The 18,617-nt window shown below is 58.6% G+C and carries 16 protein-coding genes; 5 read left to right on the top strand and 11 right to left on the bottom strand.

From position 1 onward, the window contains the following. Positions 1–21 precede the first annotated feature (21 nt). Together GX181_00985 and GX181_00980 are read left to right on the top strand one after the other, a co-directional pair. Positions 22–1,557, top strand: a complete 1,536-nt coding sequence (locus tag GX181_00985) for an amidohydrolase (GenBank protein NLM70519.1) — start codon at positions 22–24, stop codon at positions 1,555–1,557. After that, positions 1,554–2,684, top strand: a complete 1,131-nt coding sequence (locus tag GX181_00980) for a 3-methyladenine DNA glycosylase 2 (GenBank protein ID NLM70518.1) — start codon at positions 1,554–1,556, stop codon at positions 2,682–2,684. The genes GX181_00985 and GX181_00980 overlap by 4 nt, the downstream gene beginning before the upstream one ends. Positions 2,685–2,690: 6 nt before the next feature. On the opposite strand, the gene GX181_00975 is transcribed toward GX181_00980, so the two are convergent. The 11 genes from GX181_00975 to rsmG form a co-directional block, all read right to left on the bottom strand. Beyond that, positions 2,691–4,691 carry a response regulator gene (locus tag GX181_00975; GenBank protein NLM70517.1) on the bottom strand — a complete coding sequence of 667 codons (2,001 nt, stop codon included), beginning with the start codon at positions 4,689–4,691 and terminating at the stop codon, positions 2,691–2,693. 21 nt (positions 4,692–4,712) lie between these two features. Beyond that, positions 4,713–5,159, bottom strand: coding sequence for a response regulator (locus tag GX181_00970; protein NLM70516.1), 447 nt, complete (start codon positions 5,157–5,159; stop codon positions 4,713–4,715). Between the two features lie 14 nt (positions 5,160–5,173). Next, a complete protein-coding gene (locus GX181_00965) occupies positions 5,174–6,877 on the bottom strand; it encodes a PAS domain-containing protein (protein ID NLM70515.1) in 1,704 nt (567 codons plus the stop codon). Next, entirely contained in the window at positions 6,874–8,217 is a 1,344-nt protein-coding gene (locus GX181_00960; GenBank protein ID NLM70514.1) for a hypothetical protein, read from the bottom strand. The genes GX181_00965 and GX181_00960 overlap by 4 nt, the downstream gene beginning before the upstream one ends. 254 nt (positions 8,218–8,471) lie before the next feature. Then, positions 8,472–9,008, bottom strand: a complete 537-nt coding sequence (locus tag GX181_00955) for a biotin transporter BioY (GenBank protein NLM70513.1) — start codon at positions 9,006–9,008, stop codon at positions 8,472–8,474. Positions 9,009–9,256: 248 nt separating this feature from the next. After that, positions 9,257–9,397 carry a hypothetical protein gene (locus tag GX181_00950; protein NLM70512.1) on the bottom strand — a complete coding sequence of 47 codons (141 nt, stop codon included), beginning with the start codon at positions 9,395–9,397 and terminating at the stop codon, positions 9,257–9,259. Positions 9,398–9,494: 97 nt separating this feature from the next. After that, complete coding sequence (locus GX181_00945) at positions 9,495–10,124, bottom strand: YigZ family protein (GenBank protein ID NLM70511.1); 630 nt, start codon at positions 10,122–10,124, stop codon at positions 9,495–9,497. Continuing rightward, entirely contained in the window at positions 10,121–10,600 is a 480-nt protein-coding gene (locus GX181_00940) for an HIT domain-containing protein (GenBank protein NLM70510.1), read from the bottom strand. The genes GX181_00945 and GX181_00940 overlap by 4 nt, the downstream gene beginning before the upstream one ends. A 246-nt stretch (positions 10,601–10,846) precedes the next feature. Continuing rightward, on the bottom strand, positions 10,847–11,743 hold the full coding sequence (locus GX181_00935; GenBank protein ID NLM70509.1) for a ParB/RepB/Spo0J family partition protein: 897 nt from the start codon (positions 11,741–11,743) through the stop codon (positions 10,847–10,849). Beyond that, on the bottom strand, positions 11,710–12,495 hold the full coding sequence (locus GX181_00930) for a ParA family protein (protein ID NLM70508.1): 786 nt from the start codon (positions 12,493–12,495) through the stop codon (positions 11,710–11,712). The genes GX181_00935 and GX181_00930 overlap by 34 nt, the downstream gene beginning before the upstream one ends. Position 12,496: 1 nt before the next feature. After that, positions 12,497–13,219, bottom strand: coding sequence for a 16S rRNA (guanine(527)-N(7))-methyltransferase RsmG (rsmG, locus tag GX181_00925; protein NLM70507.1), 723 nt, complete (start codon positions 13,217–13,219; stop codon positions 12,497–12,499). 49 nt (positions 13,220–13,268) lie between these two features. On the opposite strand from rsmG, the gene GX181_00920 reads away from it, so the two are divergent. The 3 genes from GX181_00920 to GX181_00910 all read left to right on the top strand — a co-directional run. Then, positions 13,269–14,027 carry a hypothetical protein gene (locus GX181_00920; GenBank protein NLM70506.1) on the top strand — a complete coding sequence of 253 codons (759 nt, stop codon included), beginning with the start codon at positions 13,269–13,271 and terminating at the stop codon, positions 14,025–14,027. Continuing rightward, complete coding sequence (locus GX181_00915; protein ID NLM70505.1) at positions 14,024–14,803, top strand: thermonuclease; 780 nt, start codon at positions 14,024–14,026, stop codon at positions 14,801–14,803. The genes GX181_00920 and GX181_00915 overlap by 4 nt, the downstream gene beginning before the upstream one ends. A gap of 270 nt (positions 14,804–15,073) precedes the next feature. After that, a partial coding sequence (locus GX181_00910) for a hypothetical protein (protein NLM70504.1) occupies positions 15,074–18,617 on the top strand: 3,544 nt, incomplete at its 3' end.

The raw sequence follows: 18,617 nt of genomic DNA, 5'->3' as shown, positions 1-18,617 counted from the left end.
CTTTGTCTCGGGGGATTGCATATGAAGAGACTGATCATAACCGGGGGGACGGTCTGGACCGGGCGCTCCTTCGCGAGCGGCCATTCGGTGCTCATAGAGGACGGCAGAATTGTCGCGGTCGCCCATGACAGCCAGTTCCAGCCAGAAGCTTCCGCAGGCATTCAAGAGGTGCGACTGTCTGGCGAGTCGGTGCTGCCTGGCTTTGTCGACTCGCACCTCCACCTCACCACCTGGGCCAAACAAAGAAGCCTGCTGAACCTGGGCAACGCTCGCTCCCGCGACGAACTGCTTGAGATGGTGCGGGAGGAGGCGCGCAGAACCCCGGCGGATCGCTGGATACGCGGCTGGAACTACAACGAGACGCGGTGGACCGGCTGCCGCTCGCTTAAAAGGGCCGACCTCGACTCCCTCGCCATACCGAACCCCGTGCTGCTGCAGCGTGTCTGCACCCACATCAACGTCGCCAACAGCAGGGCACTTGAACTGACCGCCATCGCGAGTGCCGACGGCGTGCTTGAGGAGAGGGACGCCATTAACGCGTTGCGAGCAATGGAGATGAACATATTCTCGAGAGATGTTCTTCGAAAAGCGCTGAAATCAGCCTGCTCAGAGCTGGCATCCCTCGGCGCGACCGGAGTGCACCCGTGTGGCGCGGACGACTACGGGATGGAGGAGGACCTGTCCCTTTACGAGGAACTGCGCAACGCGGGAGAACTGCCCCTGCGCGTGTTCACCTACCACGACTCCCCTTCCTATCCTCCGATGCCATCGGGGTTCGGGAATGAATGGGTGCGATACCAAGGGCTGAAGATTTTTCTGGACGGCAGCCTGGGAGGGCGCACTGCCGCTCTCTCGATACCGTATTCCGACTCGCCTTGCAACGAAGGCCGGCTGAACTGGACCGATGAGCAAGTTCTGGACATGCTGCGGACAGCGCGCCAAAGAGGTGTACAGACCCAGCTTCATGCGATAGGCGACAGGGCGCTCGACCAGGCGCTGGACTGCATCTCTACGGTTGACTCCGAGTACGGCCCTGCGAAACTGAAAGACAGGGTGAACCATCTTATCGTCTGCCGCCCGGACCAAAGGTCGCGCCTTGCGGAGCTGGGCGTATTCTGCGATATTCAGCCGTCCTTCGTACCCAGCGACAGCGTCATGGCGCCGCTGCGACTTGGACCGGAGAGGCTGAAATGGGCTTACAGGTGGCGCTCGATTATGAAGGAGTGCGGACCGATATCCGCATCGAGCGATACACCGGTCGAGTCGCCCAACCCTCTTCACTCCCTGTGGGCTCTTATGGAGAGACCGAGCAAAATAGAAAAGACGTTCGCGCCGGAAGAGAGGCTAACTCTCGAAGAGGCCCTGCCCATGCTCGCGGAGAACCCGTACAGGGCCATCGGCTTGGAGGAGGGCGGCCGTATAGAGGCCGGATGCCTGGCCGATATCGCCGTGCTCGACAGGGATATTAGCAACCTGTCGGGGAAGGAACTGCGCGACGCCGGAGTGCTGTGCACAATCGCTGGAGGGCGCTTCACCCACGGAGGTGTTAAGTATTGAGAGTCCTTGAACTGTCACCCGGCCTTCCCTCGGACCCGGTTCACGACACAGTAAGGCGAGCAGCGGTTTTTTTCGAGGAGAGCTGCTTCGCAGAGACCTGCACCCTTGACGTCCTGCCACGTCTGCGAATATCCGAGGAGGCTCTGGATCTGGCTTTCGAGAGGGCCTTCGGCCTCCCTGCAGGGCTTTACGTTCAACGGCAAAGGGACTTATATCGGGATGCAGCCAAATCCCTCTCGGGCGGAGACAGAGGCACACTCTATCTCCGCTACAGACCTCCCTACAGATGGGAATGGATGTACAAATTCCTCGCGGACAGGGCCATTCCAGGCGCCGAGGCCGCGATCGACGGAGAGTACATGAGGACTGCGCATTTCAGGACAGCGGCAACGGAGCACTCCGGATGGATCTCGGTGCGAGACGACCCGGATAACGACCGTCTTGAAGTGACCGTCTCCTCGTCTCTTCTGCCTGTTTTACCGAGGGTGATATCGCGCCTTCGTGGACTGTTCGACACGGACTGCGACCCTGAACTGGTTTATAAAAAACTGTCGGTGATGAACGACCTGAGGGAGGGGCTGTGCGACCCTGGCGCACGCGCGCCCGGCTGCTTCGATCCGTTCGAGACGGCTGTTCGGACGATCCTTGGGCAGCAGATAACGGTGAAGGCTGCAAGGACGCTGGCCGCGAGAATCGTCGACTCTTTCGGCGGTTATGTCCGAGCACCGGCCCACGGGCTGGAGCGCACATTTCCCGGCCCGGATACATTCCTTGAGATGTCCGACTCCATCGGCGACCGGCTGGGGGGGCTGGGCGTGACGGGCGCGAGGTCGAAATCCATCCGCTCTATTGCTGAAAGCGTTACGAACGGGATGATCCGCCTCTCCAGGGACGCGGACTTTGCTGAGGAAGAGAAGAAGCTGCTTGAACTGCCGGGGGTGGGCCCCTGGACGGCCAACTGCCTCGGCATGAGGGTGTTCGGCCTGTCCGACGCCTTTCCTCACACGGACCTGGGCGTCAGAAAGGCGCTGGAGGGCATGTCCAACAAGGAGATCCTGTCCCTGGGCGAGGCGTGGCGTCCTTGGCGGTCCTACGCGGTGATCAACCTGTGGAATTCCCGAAGCTAACCCCCCCTAAGGCCTCAACAGGCCCTTCAGGGCGTCCTTCAGGCATTCGTGCAGTTCCCAGACGTCGAGGGGTTTGGATATAAAGCCGTCCATTCCGAACTTGTCGCAGGCATTTTTCGACTCCGTCTGCACGTCGGCGGTAACGGCGATTATCGACGCCTTTTCGGAAGACGCGACCCCCTGCTCTCTTTCGATCGAGCGAATACGTTCGGTCGCCACGTAGCCGCTCATGGTCGGCATGTGGAGGTCCATCAAAACGATGTCGGGCCTCTCGTCGCCGAACAGCTCCACCGTTTTCTCGCCGTCCGGCGCCTCAAGAACCACGGCCCCGGGGACCAGCTTCGAGACCATGATCCTCAACATCCTGCGATTGACCTTCTGATCCTCCGCAATCAAGATCACCGCCGGCCTGGTCGTCTTGAGGGGCGGAGGGATGGCGGGCCGTGCCGTGGAGTCCTCCCGTGCCTCGTCCGGCGGGATCGTCTCGATATCGCCCAAAGTGAAGAAGAAGCGGCTCCCTTCTCCTGGAACGCTCTCAAGCTCCAGCCGGCTCCCCATCTTCTTCAGGATGGACTGGGCGATGGGAATACCGAGCCCAACCCCTCCGTGCCTCCTGGTCGTGGAGGAATCCGCCTGGTAGAACGGCTCGAAGAGCCCTTCCACGCAGTTTGAGTCTATGCCGATCCCCGTGTCGCGGACGGAGAACATATAGTCGCACCTGCCGTCCTCGCTCGGCGCCGCCTCGACTGTCAGCTCCACCAGCCCCTCGTCGGTGAACTTTACCGCGTTCCCAAGCAGGTTGACCAGCACCTGCTTCAGCCTGACCGGATCCACCATCGCACATCTCGGTCCCTCCTCGAAGATGTTCTGAGATATGGTCAGCTTCTTTCGCAGGGAGTTGCCGCGCACCACGTCGAGCGCCTGTTCGGCTAGCAGGGGGATATCCGTCGGGCCGAGGACGAGGTCGAACTCGTCCGACTCCACCTTGGATATGTCCAGCACCTCGTTGATCACATCGAGAAGCGAGTACATGGACGAGCGGATATAGCCGAGATACTGTTTCTGCGTCGGGTCCAGCACCGTGTCGGACAGCAGGTCCAAGAAGCCTATCGCCCCGTTCAGAGGCGTGCGCAGCTCGTGGCTGGTGTTGGCCAAAAAGGAGCTCTTCGCCCTGCTCGCCTCCTCGGCCTTGCGCCCCAGCCACTCAGCCCTCTCCTTCTCCTCTATGAGGGCCTCCTCCGCCATCTTCTGCTCAGTGATGTCCTCGGCAGAGCAAACGACGTACTCCACGCTCCCGTCGTCTCGCAGCTTGGGGGATTTGTAGATCGACATCACGCGCAATTCCCCCGAAGCCGAGCGGGCATGCTCCTCCGACAGGACAGGCTTCCCGGTGGAGAAGACCTCCACGTTGGACCTCATGCAGACCTCGGCCTCATCCTTGGAGAAGAGCTCGAACAGGTCCTTCGAGGCCATCTCCTCTGGCTTCAACCCGATGAACGCGGCGTGAGCGGCGTTCACTGCGCCGTAGGTGCGCTCGTCGGTCAGGTACCAGATCTGAGTCCGGATGTTATCCAGCAGGATTGCCCGGTCCTCCATCACTCGCCTGCGCGTCTCCAGCTCCCCGATCTGGTGCTCAAGGGTGAGAGGCAGCCTGTCGAGCAGGCCGGGGCCCTTAACAAGGTAGTCCAGCGCCCCCAGCTTCATAGCTCTGACCGCGAGCTGCTCGTCGCCCCGACCGGTCATGAAGATGAAGGGGTTGCGCGCCCCCCTCTCCTTCAGCAGCGAGACCAGGTCGATCCCCGACATGTCCGGCAGGTTGTGGTCGATCAGCAGCAGGCATCCCGGCCGGGAGAGGGCGATGTCCAGCGCCTCCCGTCCGAGCGCCGCCCCTTCGGCATCGAAGCCCTCGCGTCGAAGCCGCCTGGTTATCAGCGTTCGCAGATCGTCATCATCCTCGACGACCAGTATAACCCTAGTCTCCCTGGTCCCTGCGACGTTGCCCTTCATGCCCGCTTCCTCCCTCACGGTTCACTGGCTCCCGTTCACTTCCGGCACCTGCACCACGGCCAGGAAGAGCCCCAGCTGACGGACGGCGTTCACGAAGGCGTCATACTCGACCGGCTTGGTGATGTAGCAGCTGCATCCGAGCTCGTGGCACCGCTCCACCTCTCGCGGGTCGTCCGTCGTGGTGACCATTATCACCGGCATCCTCCTCAGCTCCGGGTCGCTCTTCACCCGGGCCAGGACCTCCGTCCCGTCCAGCTTCGGCATCCTTATGTCGAGCAGCAGAACGTAGGGCGTATGCGGGGAACGATGATCCCCGTCGCCGGTCCTGAACAGAAAGTCGACTACCTGCTGCCCGTCTGCGAAGAACAGGATCTTGTTCGAAAGCCCCGCCCGCTCAAGGTTGCGCTTTATAAGCTGCGCGTGCCCCTCGTCGTCCTCGGCGATCAGTATTACGACTTCCTCCCTCATATGTCCCTCTCCTTTCATTCTTTCGTCCCCCTCTCCTGCGGGGCCGTCGGCATCGAGACCTTGAACACGCTTCCCTCGCCGAGCTTCGACTCGAGAGCGACATCCCCTCCCATCATCCAAAGAATCTGCCTTACAATCGTCAGTCCCAGCCCCTCTCCGCTCCCGTCGGAGGGGTTAAGACGGTGAAATAGCTCGAAGACCTTCTCCTGGTGCTCAGGCGCTATCCCCGTCCCGTTGTCGGCCACCGAGTAGACCGACCAATCGTTCATGAGAACTCCCTCTATTCTTATCTCCCCGGGCCTGGCCGGGGCCAGGTAGTTCAGAGCGTTGTTGAGGAGGTTGGAGAATACCTGCGTGACCTGCACAGCATCGCCGTAACAGCGGGGAAGGTTCCCCACCGTGACGGAGGCGCCGGCCTTCTCTATCTGGAAGCGCATGGAGGTGACGAGGTCGGACACTATGGAGTTCATGTCCAGCTGGTCGAGGTTCAGCGCCGCCCTCCTGAGACGCGAGAGTTTCAGCAGCCCGGCGAGCAACGAGTCCATCTGGCGGGCCCCGGACCTTATGCGTCGGAGGGAGTCCTTCATGTCGGGCAAGAGGACCCTGGCCGCGGCCTCGCGCTCCTCGCAGGGCAAGTCCAGGCTCAACGCCTCTTCGAGGGATTCTATTGAGTACTCAAGCTCGCGGCTGTAACCCTCCACGTTTACCAGCGGCGACCTGAGGTCGTGCGATGCGGCGTAGACTATCTGCTCCAGCTCCTTCTTCTTGGCCTTGAGCCTGTCCTCCGCGCGTTTCATCTCGGTGACGTCGGTGGTCAGGGTGGAGAACCTGTCCTTGGCGGAGGAGACGACGGATATCAGAAAATGTTTCTCCAAAGGAGGGTAGAAGACCTCCAGCACCCTGGGGACGCCGGTCTCCGCCACCTCGGAGTACTCCGCGAGGTACGGGGACTCTCCACCATATATCTCTGTAGCACGCCTGCCTATCACGGAGGCCGCCGGCAAGCCGATAACTCGCTCGAACGCGGCGTTGCACTCCACAATCCTGTAGTCGATCCGCCTGCCCTCATCGTCAAAGACGAACCTGTGAACTGCGACCATCTCGGACATGCCCGAGAAGAGAGCGGTGAAGGTGCGCTCCCTCTCCTGCAGGGTACTCTCAGCCCTCTCGCGGAGCCTCTTGTTTCTGACCATCACAAGCATAAGAATAGACTGCACAATAAGCGCGATCAGCACGACCAGGATTATCGAGAGGTCCCTCCGCCTCACCGCCTCCTGCGCCGCCAACCTCTCAGTCTCGTCGAAGACCAGCGACAGCAGAACCTCCCCCTCCTCTATCCTGAACGGGGTGGACAGCACGCCCACGTCGCGGACGCTTCCGTCCGCAAGAAGGTGCTTTAGGTTGAAGAAGCCGGTGCTGCGCTCGACCGCCCTGGCCATCTCCTTGCTGACCTGATCTCTCATTTCGGCGTTGATCTCGTAAACCGTCATCCCCACGAGGCTTGGATACCCGTAGAATTCGATCGCGGGGTCGTTGGCCTCGATGATCGTCCCGTCTCCCGGGTCTATCAGCACCACCGGGTAGGATCCTCTGCGAAACAGCTCGAAGACGGATTTGCGGCTCGACGGCGGGCCCGCTACCGACTCGCCAAAGGCCGCGGTCGAGATCGCCAACAACATGCACAGTGCCGCCGCCAGGATATGCTTCGCTGGTTTCATTCCTTCTTCCCTCCCGACGCGTCGGATTCGGGGGCCTCCTGTTTGTCCCCGACGAGCACCTCCCTCAGAAGCTCCAGGTCGACGAAGACCGGGTCTCCGTCCTCTACGAGAGGCAACCCTCCGTTCACGAAGGCCCACGAGTTAAGCAGCTCTATCGATGGATCGGGCAGTATGGAGAGAGAGCCGCAGATCGAAAGGACCTCACGCCTGGGCCACAGAGGCTTTTCCGCCAGGCGCGCCATGAACTCCCTGTGAGTGTCGTCCAAAGAGTCGAGAAGATCCTGGTCGTCGCCCCTTTTCCTCGGCCCCCTAAGATCCAGCGACTGATCGTTTTTCATCGCGGCGACGCACTCCTCCGCGACGGTGCGGATGTTTCTGAACGGAGTGGCGAGTAAAAAAGGGTCGGGTAGGGATGCCACCGAGACTTTCACGCCGTTGCCAAACGATGGATTCGCGCCCTTGTAGACGATTGTCAGAGGAGAGCGGTTATTATGGATAAAAATGCCGTCCCCGAGGCTCTCCTTGTAGCCCTCCAGAAACAGGCGCTCGAATACCTCCGGCTCTCTCTTGGCGGCGAGACCCGCCGCGCCCGGGATATGCTCCGGGTGAAGAAGCAGCCACTGGAGCGCCACCTCTCCCGGTATGCGCCTTCCCCTCGAGACGTAGAGGGAGAATACCGCCTTGAAGGAGTTCGCGCAAAACCGGTCGGTGAAATCCACATAGCCGGGAATATCGGCATAAAGCCCGCTTAACACCCAGATCGTGGCCAGGAAATTCTTGCAAAGGCCGCGAAACGAGCGGTGTTCGCCGTAGAGCTCCGAAAGGTCCGCCACTTCGGCGACGAGCGCGTTACGCTCCTCTCGAGACACGCTCTCCCTCTTCGCGTCAACGAAAAGGCGTCTCTCTATCCCGTAGAAAAACAAGAGGAGCCAAGCCAGATCCGCCGGGCCTCTCCTCCCCTGCGACAGCCATGTCAAGTAGCTCCCCCTCTGTCTCGGCGTCAGTGTCTCGTAGCGTGGAAGCGGATCGTTCACCGGCTCGCGGCACGGCCCGTCAAAAGAGACGGGAAGGGAGGGGTCTATAAGGCAGGCATCATTGGCGGCGGTATAATCCCTCATCCTGGAGCCGACATATAGCATGCCGCCTGCAATCTCGACCCCTCTGCATGTAAAAGAACGACCGGGTTCAATCCAGACGCTCGAGACATTGCGCGGCAGATCCGACAGAGCAGCGCTTCCCCTTTGAAAAATCAACGGGGAGCTGTTCTGAGAGGGAGCATAATACATTTTAAACAGCCGGATCACGACTGCAGCTATAAAAAGAGTGACTAAAAACTCCACATTTTCCCCTCTTTCGACGATGAAGTCATGAGAATACTCCCTCTGTCGCGTAAGAAAGCACGCCGTGGCCTTCCAAGGCGATTCGATCTATTTCCCGGGAAATAGATTCGCTCCTGGCATCCATCCCGAATGGCCGGGAGCTATCCGCATGGACATGCGGACCAAAAAGCCAACCTACGATATCAATGATAACAGAATTCCTTGATTCTTGGGTTCTGCGTCTTTTGATCAGCATAGGACAGCCTCTCCTTCGCCTAATTCAGCCTGATTACAGTCGATGTCTTCCTGGCGATGAAAGCAGCCCCGATAGCCTTCAATAGATCTGGCGCGACAAAAGGCAAAACCCCCACCTGCAACACTTGGACAAGATCTGCGCCCTTGTCCGCAATAAAACGTAAATTTAAATAGAGAATAGTAGCACCTAGTATATAAATCACCGTCAATCCTGTAAAAGAGGCGATCGCGAACCTTGAAAAAGCGGCATTCTCCCCCGGGCTCATCACACCCACGACATACGCCGCGACCGGGTACGAGAGCAGGTAGCCGAAGGTAGGCGACAGAACATAGCCTATTCCGCCTCCGCCGCTGAAGACAGGCATCCCGCAGAGCCCCAGCATCAAGTAGACTACCTGCGAGAGCATCCCGTAGCGCGGTCCGAGGACAAAACCGGAAAGAAGCACGATCAGAACCTGCAGAGTCAAAGGGACGACGGGCAAAGGGATCCTCACAAACGCCCCAACAATGGTCAGCACGGCGAACAAACAGGCGAGAAGCCACTCCTTTACCTTCAAAAGCAGAGCCTCCTTGAACAGAGATATCGAACCATGCGCTTCCGGGGTTTTACTGTCATCCCGACTTCAGGAGCATCATCATCCGGGCACCTGAAGTTCTTTCATACCAACGCCCAGAGTATTACTGTCATCCCGACGACCGCAGGGAGGTAAGCAGGCAACCGAACGGGCGGTTTTTCCGTTCGTGTCGATCGCTTATCCCGAGGAGCGAAGCGACGTAAGCAGGCGACAGGCGCAGCGCAGCGAGCCTAGTCGTTCGCTATCCCGAGAAGCGTAGCGACGAGGGGAGGGGAGGGATCTCGGTCCTTACGACGCCACACCGCGGAGATCCCGACGGCGGAGGCATTATCGTCATCCCGGCGGAACTGAAACAGTATAAAGGCACTCACCTAGCCTGATCAATAATACTGTTCATCTCCTCGACTTTCGTCATCTCGAACCAGTCGGGAACGAACGGCTTTAGGTCGTCGTTATGCCTCCGCGCCGTTAGTCATCCGAAATAGCCTTCCACTCCATTATCCGCGATGTGTGAAGCATTTCATCCAGTGCCTGCTCAAATTTCTCCGCATCGGCAAGGGGCAATTTGCATGTCAGGAGGACATCCTCCGTGAAGATGAATTCCAGGTCGTCCTCGGACACCCCGAAGGAGCCGGTCAACCTGGAGATCAGCCCCATCTCGTCGTACACCAGCCTTATTCTATAGCTTCTGACCGGAATTCGCTCTATCGTCCCCGCGGCGTCGAGGGCCATGGAGGCCGTGGAGGCGTAAGCCTCGATCAGGCCCCTTACACCCAGCTTGATGCCTCCAAAATACCTCGTCACTACCACCAACGTGTTGACCAGCTCTTTCTTCAGTATGGCACCCAGGATCGGCTTTCCAGCCGTTCCCGTCGGCTCTCCGTCATCCGAATAGTACTCCTCGGAGCCTGCACTGCCGATTCTGTAAGCCCAGCAGTTATGGGTCGCCTGCTTATGCAACTCGGAGACCTGCCTCAACGAAGCCCTTGCATCCTCCGCGCTTTTAGCTATGATTACGCGACCGATAAAACGGGACTTCGAGATCTTTACCTCGACGCTCGTTTCCCGGGCGGGCTCTATATACTCATCCCGCATCAAGACCAAGCCCGCTTCAGCTTTATGTACGTCTCATTCAGAGACTCCGCGACCACCCTGACGTCCGACAGGACCGGCATGAAGTTCGTGTCCCCGTTCCAACGAGGCACTATATGCAAGTGCAAATGACAGTCAATGCCCGCTCCGGCTACCTTGCCGATATTGATGCCCATGTTGAAGCCCTGCGGGGACATGGATTTGTCCAAGGCCTTCAAGCAACGGCCTGCGAGCAGCTGCATTTCAAGAAGTATCTCGCTATCCAAGGATTCGAACTCCGCCGTATGAAGGTAAGGGGCCACCATCAAGTGCCCGGGGTTGTAGGGGAAGGCATTCATAATCACAAAACACTTATCACCGCGGAAGAGGATCATGTTCTCCTCGTCACAGTCCTCCTGGGGGAGGCAGCAAAATATGCACCGTTCATCCTTCTTCGGGGCGACTATATATTTCATCCTCCACGGCGCATAGATATTTTTCATAGCACTTGCCTCCAATCAAAATTTGTTTCACGTGAAACATTCGAAGATCACGGTCATGTGCGGCATGACGACCCCTGCCTGCAACTCATTCGCATCGCGCTCATCGGCCTTCGCTTTCCAAGGTCCGGCACTGCGTTGAATTGTGACTAACCGAGCTATCGTTTTCAGCCCTCAGTGCCTGAAAGAGCAGGGCAGGACTCATGACACTCGCAGGGTTTTTTGTATACCTGCCTGCTTGTATGCACGTCAGGCGTCGGGATTATTTCCCGGGAAATATTTCTCGGCGTTCTCCTCGATGAACCGCAATATGTCCTCAGCCATGTTCAGTTCTATGCCGTCCAGTTGAAGCTTTACGCCATTGGCCCTTTCGGTCAGCTTCACTCCGAAGCCCTTGGTGCGGGCAAATTCTTTTGCGGCCTGTGTAAGTATGGAGGGCTCCTTCCTCCTGGTATGTCCTTTTAACTTCAGGTTTGGGTCCGCGTTGGCCTTCTTGACGATTTCCTCCACCTGGCGCACAGTATATCCGTAGGTCGCGGCTTTTTGAGCGACAAGGATCATCGTCTCCTCGTCCCCGATCCCCAACAGCGCCCTGCAGTGCCCCTCCGTCAGCATGCCCGCCTCCAGGATTGTGCATATCTTTCGTGGTAGCTTCAGCAGCCGCAGCTTGTTCGTCAGCTTCGCCCGGCTCCATCCTATGTTCTTTGCTATTTCTTCGTGAGTCAGAGAGTACTTTATGATCAGCTCGTTTATCGCGTGCGCGGCATCGAGGGAGGAGAGCTCCTCTCTTTGTATGTTTTCTATCAGGGACATTTCCCTTGTCTCGTGCTCGTTCGCCTCGATCAGCCTCGCCGGTATCTCCCCGAGTCCGGCCCTTTTCGCCGCCTCCAGCCTTCGCGCTCCGGCGACGAGGACATAATTCCCCTCGTCATCCTTCCTGACCACAATAGGCTGGATGATCCCGTAAGCCTTTATGGAGGCCGCCAGCTCTTCCATCAGTTTTTCATCCACGCTTCTCCTCGGCTGGTGAGGATTCTGCCCTATCTCCTCGGTCTTCAGCATCAGCAACCCTGTCCGCTTTTCGGCGGACTCGCTCGGGGGCAGCAGTGAAGCTAGTCCTTTTCCAAGGGCGCGCTCTTTAGCCATAGCTCTTCCACCTCCTTGGAAAGCTCTTCATACGCCTTTGCGCCTTGGCATGCCGGATCGTAGTAGCCTATCGGCTCCGCATGGCTAGGTGCCTCCGCGAGCTTTACGTTTCTTGGAATGGCTGTCTTAAAGACTATGGATCCGAACTGCGTCCTTACCTCTTCCGCGACGTCGTTGGCAAGCCTTGTACGCGAATCGAGCATCGTAAGCAAAATTCCGCTGATGTCCAGTTTAGGGTTGAGTCCCTCCTGGATCAGTGATACCGTCCTCGTCAACTGGCCGAGCCCTTCAAGGGCAAAATACTCGCACTGGATGGGGATCATCAGTTTGTCGGCGGCCACAAGGGCATTCACGGTCAAAAGGCCGAGGGAAGGGGGGCTGTCAACTATCGCTATATCGAACCCGGAGAGTCCGGACAGCGTCTTTTTCAGCTTCGTCTCCCTGCTTATGGCGCCCGCCAGCTCTATCTCCGCGCCTGCGAGGTCCAGCGTCGCCGGAAGCAGCGAGACGCCCTTCCACCTCGTCTTGACCACCACGCTTTCCGGGGAGACCTCACCTGTCAACGCCTCGTAGAGGCCATTTCCTCCTCTTTCGACCACGCATCCAAGTCCGCTGGTGCAGTTGGACTGCGGGTCGATGTCGACGACAAGCACGGAGTAGCCCATTTTGCCGAGTTCGGCGGCGAGGTTTATGCAGGTCGTGGTCTTTCCCACACCGCCCTTTTGATTCGACACCGTCAGCGTTATCATTATGTCAGCACCTCCACCAACGTCGTTTTTCTGCGATTCCTACCTTTCGCGGATACTCGCCCGGAGTGTTTCCCGTCTTTTTCCATTCAAGTATGTACCTCTTTTTGGAGGCTATTTCATACTTGTATCTCTTGAAGTTACCAAGGCCCAACAAGTGCCATTCATCCTCGATTGTTTCGATCTCTTCCAAGTGTTTCGGCCCTTTGAAACATATTATACTTCCTCCCGCCGAGACCAGCGGGGAGAGATATTCCAGCAGCACATCCGTGGACGCGACGGCTCGCGCGGCAGCGCAATCGTAAGACTCGCGCCTCTCCCTCGCGTGATCCTCGCATCTCGTATCGACAACTCTGACATTCTCCAGCCCCAGTTCAAGGGACATCTCTTCGAGTGCGACGCACTTCTTCTTGACGCTGTCCAATAGGGTTACAACCAGCCCCGGTCTGCAGAGGGCCCATACAATGCCGGGAAGCCCGCCCCCGGATCCGACGTCTATCACAGCCCCCTCGACTGGAAGCAGCGATACAGAGAAGAGGCAATCAAGTATGTGCTCGTCCATTATCACCTCGGGGTCGGACGGACCGGTAAGGCGGAGCTTCCCCGAGTAAGAGGCGAGCAGCGAGGCGTACAGATGCAGCCTCTCCCTGTTCGCGTCAAGCAGTCTTCCCGCTTCCTCCTCGTCCAACGGCGAGGCGCTGCGATTATGCCTTTTTCCGGATTCATTCATAATCCACTATTCTCCTCTTAGGCGTATAATAATGTACAGGGGTGATCTCATGAGGCTGTATGACTCTATCCTGGAATTCTCCCTGACCGCTCCGAAGTGCGCGGTTGAAGAGTTCGTCGTCGGCTGGCGCGGCAGCTTTCTGCGGCTTGCGGACGGTCGCTGGGGCGTTGGCTCGACCCCTCGCACGGAGGACGAGCCTCTGTCGACAAGGGAGGATCATACCAAAAACCTCTTGTCGCTCGATTCTCACGGATTGGCGAGCCTTGTCGTCTCCCCCTACCCGCAGGAGTTCGCATCCGCGTCCGCCTCTCTGTCCGCCATCGTCCCGTCTCCGTCCTCGGGCAGCTCGCTGGATCATCTATCCTCCGTACTGAGCGGAGAAAAGGTCTTCGTATTCGCGCCGGAGCCTTGCGTAGTCGACACTCTCCGCGACTGGAACTGCGACATATCCATCTTCGACGACAAGAACAGGGGAAGGCGGTCATATCCCGTCTGGGCCAGCAGCCAGTACCTTGGCTCCGGCGGCTGGCTTTGGCTTGGACCCGACTCCCTTCGGGACCGGAGAATACTCACCCTCGAGCCCTTTTTCAGGTCGTGCCAAGGCGTAATTCTGCACGGTCCGGGAATTCCCTTCATCCCCTCCGTCTTCAAGGCATTCGGTGTAACACACCTGATCACCACGGTTTCGACTGGCTCGGACATGTCCACCGTAAAAAGATACATTTCGGCGGGCGGGTCGCCGTGGATGTGCCCCTCTCTTATATGGAGGTTCTTTTCACTATTATATATGGAAGGCAAAGCTAAATGAGAAATCTCGGCTACCTAACGCTTGCCCTCGTCATCGCGGCGCTTTGCGCCTTCCTCCCGCCATTCGGAAAAGAGGCGCCCCTTGTAGAACCGAAGGGGATTCGCGTTCTGGACGGAGACACCATCAAACTTGACGACGGAGGAGAAACACGTACCATCAGGTACCTGCTCATAGACACGCCCGAGCTGCACCATCCCTCGCGCCCCGTCGAGGAGCTGGGCAGGGAGGCGCTCTTGCTGAACAACGACCTCTTGAAGAGAGGAAGTCTGCGCCTCGAGTTCGACCGAGAGCTCACCGATCGTTACGGCCGTTCGCTGGCATACCTCTTCGTCGATGACGGGGGAGAAGAGCTGTTCATCAACGAGGAGCTAGTGCGGCACGGGGTCGCCCTGCCCATGATCATTCATCCGAACCGCAAGTATGCGGATCGCATCATCGACGCGTTGAACGAGGCGAGGCTGGCCGGCAGGGGGCTTTGGCACCTGGCTTCCCCGCGTATTTTTACCGCCTCCCAGGCTTGGAGCGAGGCCCCTTGCCTGGCCGGGTGCTTCATCACGCTCGAGCTGTCCGTGGAGAAGATCGACAGATCCGCCAAACGCATCGTCTTGCGCGAGGGAAAGACCGCCCTGGTCGCCTACAAGGGGCCGGAGACGGAGGGCGTCTTCTCCCTTTCCACCGGAGACAGAGTTCGAGCAACGGGCAAACTGGCACTCTCTTTCAACGGGTGCGAACTCCCGATAGCCTCCGATCTGCAGGTCGAGCGCATCTCTTTTTGAGTCATTATCTTATCCACATAGGGCCGATTTATCCACATTTTCCTTCTTTCCTTGGTTTTTCCCCTGTTTTGCACCGTTCATTCACATGCTTATCCACATATCCACAAGGAAACACTATCTCGTCTTTATTGACATGAGTAATTATTACTCCTTTGTTTTGGGAGAATCTTCGTTTTAGACCCTTTATCCCTCCGTATTTTTACATTGCGTTTATCCCCTCTTGCCGCTAATATGAGGCGGCTGGATGCCATCTTTCGAAAGGATCTCGACATGAGCAGGCCAAAAAAGCTGGTTTTCACACTTGCTGTTTGCGTTTTTGCCGCACTTGTCCTGTGCGGTGTTTTTCTTCTGACCGGGCAGGACGCCGCCACATCAGTCTTCCGCTCCGCCCTCGAGGATGCCTTCGAGGGTTTGGACGGCTGGACCTTCGAGGCGGATGGGCTGTCCGGCAACCCTGTCTTCGGCTACTCCGCCTCCAACCTGCGCGTCTTCTTCAAGGGCGAGATGATCGCAACCGCAGAACGCCTGTCGGTGAGGCTCTCCCTTCTTTCATACCTTCGCGGGGAAGGGGTCGTCAGCAGGGTGACGGTCAACTCCGGCACTCTGTCGGGAGAGGGACTTATCCATGCCCTGATCGACACTGATTTCGCGGACGCGCTGGAGGGATCCAGCACGTCTCTTCCCGTGCTGGTCTTCGAGCCCGCGTTCCTCTCCACTCCGATGGGCTCCGTATCCCTGAATTTTCTTCGCCTCACGCCGAAGGACGACACAGTATCATTCTATGGGCAGGGTGGATTCCTCGGATTCCCGATAGAGCTTGGAGTCTCCTTCATCACCGGGGATCAACTCTTCTTGACCGACGCCTTCTTCAGGGGAGGGGACGCCGTCGTCTCCCTGTCGGGGTCCCTGTTCCCGGATACCCGCCTGGAGGGTTACGTCGATGCTTTCCGGCTCGATTTCATCTCGGAGCTTCTGAACCTGCCACTGACCGCCAAGGGGACCTTCGATTCCACCCTGCTGATCGAACGCCCATTCGGCAAGCTCCTGGCGTCAGGGGAGGCAACAATAGAGAACGGTGATATCTGGGACCTTTTCATGGACGGCGATTTTTCATGGTCCGCGGACGAGGAGAAGGCCGTCCTGTACCCGTCGGAGGATGCAACCGTATTCTCCTCTCCCGTCTCGGGCGTATTCTCGCTCTTCTTCGGCAAGACTCCGATCGCGGAGATCGCCCTGGCCCTCAAGGACCTGAAGATCGACGAGTGGTCCAGATGCTTCCCCTGGCTCTCCTTTGCAACAGGCGAGCTCGCATCCCTCAAGCTGGACCTCTCCGGCCCGTTCGACGGACTCGGCGGCCCGATGGCCTTATACGCCGACAGGGCCGTCCTGCAAGGCTTCGACGTCGAAGACATGTCGTGCAGCCTGCTGATGAAGGACGGATCCTCCCTTGACATCAATGGAGCCGCGTCTTGGGCGGGTTCCAAGTTCACCTTCTCCGGGAAGAGCCTGTTCGAGGACGACGAGGAGAGTTTGACCAGTCTGGTGCTGAATTCAGAGGGCTTGAACCTGAAGCGAGTCGGAGAGATCTATGCCCCCTCCCTCTCCCTGGAGGGATCGGGCAAGGCAGAGCTCGCCCTCTCAGTGCCCGAGACTGATCCTCTCTCCTTCACCGGGAAGCTCACCTTCGATCGAGCCTCGATTCTGCACGTCCCGGTCGAACGACTCAATGCCGCCTTCAGCGGCTTGGACGACAGTATCTCCGTCGATTCGTTCTCCCTCTCGCCGGGCGGCGAAGGGCTCGTCTCCGGAAGGGGAACGATCAGAGAGGTGTACACGGCCTCGCCCTCAATGGCCATCCAGGGGGACGCAAAGGGAGTCAAATGGAATGTGCTTGAGGGAGCTCTCCAAGCCCCCCCTCTCGGTGGCTTATTCGACGCCTCGTGGACTCTTTCCGGCCCGATCGACTCCCCGACGGCCACCTTCTCTCTCTCCGGAGGAGAGACGCCCCTTATGTCCGCTCTTCCTCTGAAAGGCTTGAAGACGCAGGGGCGGTACGAGAACGACAGTCTTCGGATAATCAGCGCCTCGGCATCCCTTTTCAAAGGCTCGTTAAGCGCGGAGGGGTCCTTGGACATTCTGAGTCGGAGCATATCGCTCAAGGGGCGGTTCGACGGGCTTTCCGCCGGGGACATGGCCACCTCGGCCTTGAGTATCGACAACGAAGTCGAAGGGAGCATCGCCGGAGAGTTCTCGCTTTCCGAAAAGCTCCCGTCTCCGACCCTGGGCATAACATTCCATTCTCCCCGTATCACCGTGGGCGGCATCGACATGGAATCCGTACGGGGCTCGCTGGTCGGGACGCCGGTAGCGCTGAAGGTCGCCGACCTGTCGGCCAAGGTCCTGGGGGCTAACGTGGGCGCATCCGGCGTCATAGGCCTGGCGAAGGGTGGAGAAGTCGACCTGGCAGTGGAGCTTGGCGAACTGGACCTTCACGAACTCGCCGCCGTCTACTTTCCCTCCGTGCGCCTGGGAGGGCAGCTCTTCTCCAAGCTCGCTTTTTCCGGCAAGGCCGATGGGCCGATTACGACATCGTTCGAGGGAAAGATTCCGGTTCTCAGCGCGTACGGCCTAATAATAGAGAATGCGTTTTTCTCGCTGGCGCCGGAGGAAGATGACGCCTTCTCCATCGTCGCGGGCGTAAAGCTTGGAGAAAGCGCCATCACATTCAAGGGCAAGGCTGAGTTCACCGAAGAAGGCCTTCGCTACAGCCTCGAAAACGAGGACGGGATAGACCTCTGCAAGGCCATTCCCGCTGTCGCCAGCCAGACGGCGGGCATGTTCGAAGGATCGGCCATATTCGAAATCAGCGGCACCATCTCGGATTCCCCGTCGTTCGAAGGGACTGCCTCCGCCTCTTCACTCAGAATACAACGTATGAACATGACGGATGTCAGCATCCCTTTCACATGGCGGGACGGCCTGCTGCTAGTCTCCGAGGGGACCGCCCTGTTTCACGGGGGCAAGGCTCGCTTTGACGGCAAGATCGACCCTCTTACAATGCGCTTCGAGGGCACGGCGCAGGTCAAGGAGATGGACCTCGAGAGCGCCTCGTCTCGCATCTTAGAAGGCTCTTCCGGACGGGTCGGCGGCATCGGCGACCTGACAATTCGCGGCAACGGAACAGGTGGCATGATGGGGCTTGTCTTCGGAAGCGGACAGTTCTCAGCCCGCGACGGAGTCGTCTCCGGTTTTGAATCATTGAAGAGCGTGTCCGCCTCCGGCGAGATTCCATTTTCCTCCGTCATTGCAAGCTTTAACATGGACGGGCGAACCATATTCCTGCTGCCCGGAAGCAGGATGTCCGCCCCTCCCGGCAACGAGGTGTTTAGATTTTTCTCCGCCAGCGGGTCCATCGGATGGAACGACACGCCGCTCGACCTGAAGTGCTCCGGAGACATCAACGTCCGGGCGTTGAACGCCTTCATCGGCGCCATGCAGGGGTTCCTGACGATCGACGGAAATCCTCTGACGGACCCCCAGTTTCTTCAGCGCTTCATCACCGGCCTCATCGGCGGTATGACCTCCAGGGACTTCAGAGAGACCACCTTCAACCTGCGCGGCTCCTGGGACGCTCCCGAGATGACGGACCTGAAAATCGCCTCGGAGAACACGCCCGCCGTCATCCCCTTTTCCAACGCAGGCAGGGACAACGACAAGAAGATCCGAATTACGATCGAAGTTCCAACGGGAGCGGGCAGCGATACAACGACGAGCCCGGAGGAGCAGGTTAAAAAGCAGCTCATCGAGAATATCC

This window comes from Synergistaceae bacterium, assembly GCA_012521675.1.
Lineage (GTDB): Bacteria > Synergistota > Synergistia > Synergistales > Aminobacteriaceae > JAAYLU01.
This window is presented reverse-complemented; position numbering and strand designations above follow the sequence as displayed.

Coding starts and splice junctions, on each gene's coding strand:
- GX181_00985 (NLM70519.1), top strand. CDS start 22: ATGAAGAGACTGATCATAACCGGGGGGACGGTCTGGACCGGGCGCTCC.
- GX181_00975 (NLM70517.1), bottom strand. CDS start 4,691: ATGAAGGGCAACGTCGCAGGGACCAGGGAGACTAGGGTTATACTGGTC.
- GX181_00970 (NLM70516.1), bottom strand. CDS start 5,159: ATGAGGGAGGAAGTCGTAATACTGATCGCCGAGGACGACGAGGGGCAC.
- GX181_00965 (NLM70515.1), bottom strand. CDS start 6,877: ATGAAACCAGCGAAGCATATCCTGGCGGCGGCACTGTGCATGTTGTTG.
- GX181_00940 (NLM70510.1), bottom strand. CDS start 10,600: ATGAAAAATATCTATGCGCCGTGGAGGATGAAATATATAGTCGCCCCG.
- GX181_00935 (NLM70509.1), bottom strand. CDS start 11,743: ATGGCTAAAGAGCGCGCCCTTGGAAAAGGACTAGCTTCACTGCTGCCC.
- rsmG (NLM70507.1), bottom strand. CDS start 13,219: ATGAATGAATCCGGAAAAAGGCATAATCGCAGCGCCTCGCCGTTGGAC.
- GX181_00920 (NLM70506.1), top strand. CDS start 13,269: ATGAGGCTGTATGACTCTATCCTGGAATTCTCCCTGACCGCTCCGAAG.
- GX181_00915 (NLM70505.1), top strand. CDS start 14,024: ATGAGAAATCTCGGCTACCTAACGCTTGCCCTCGTCATCGCGGCGCTT.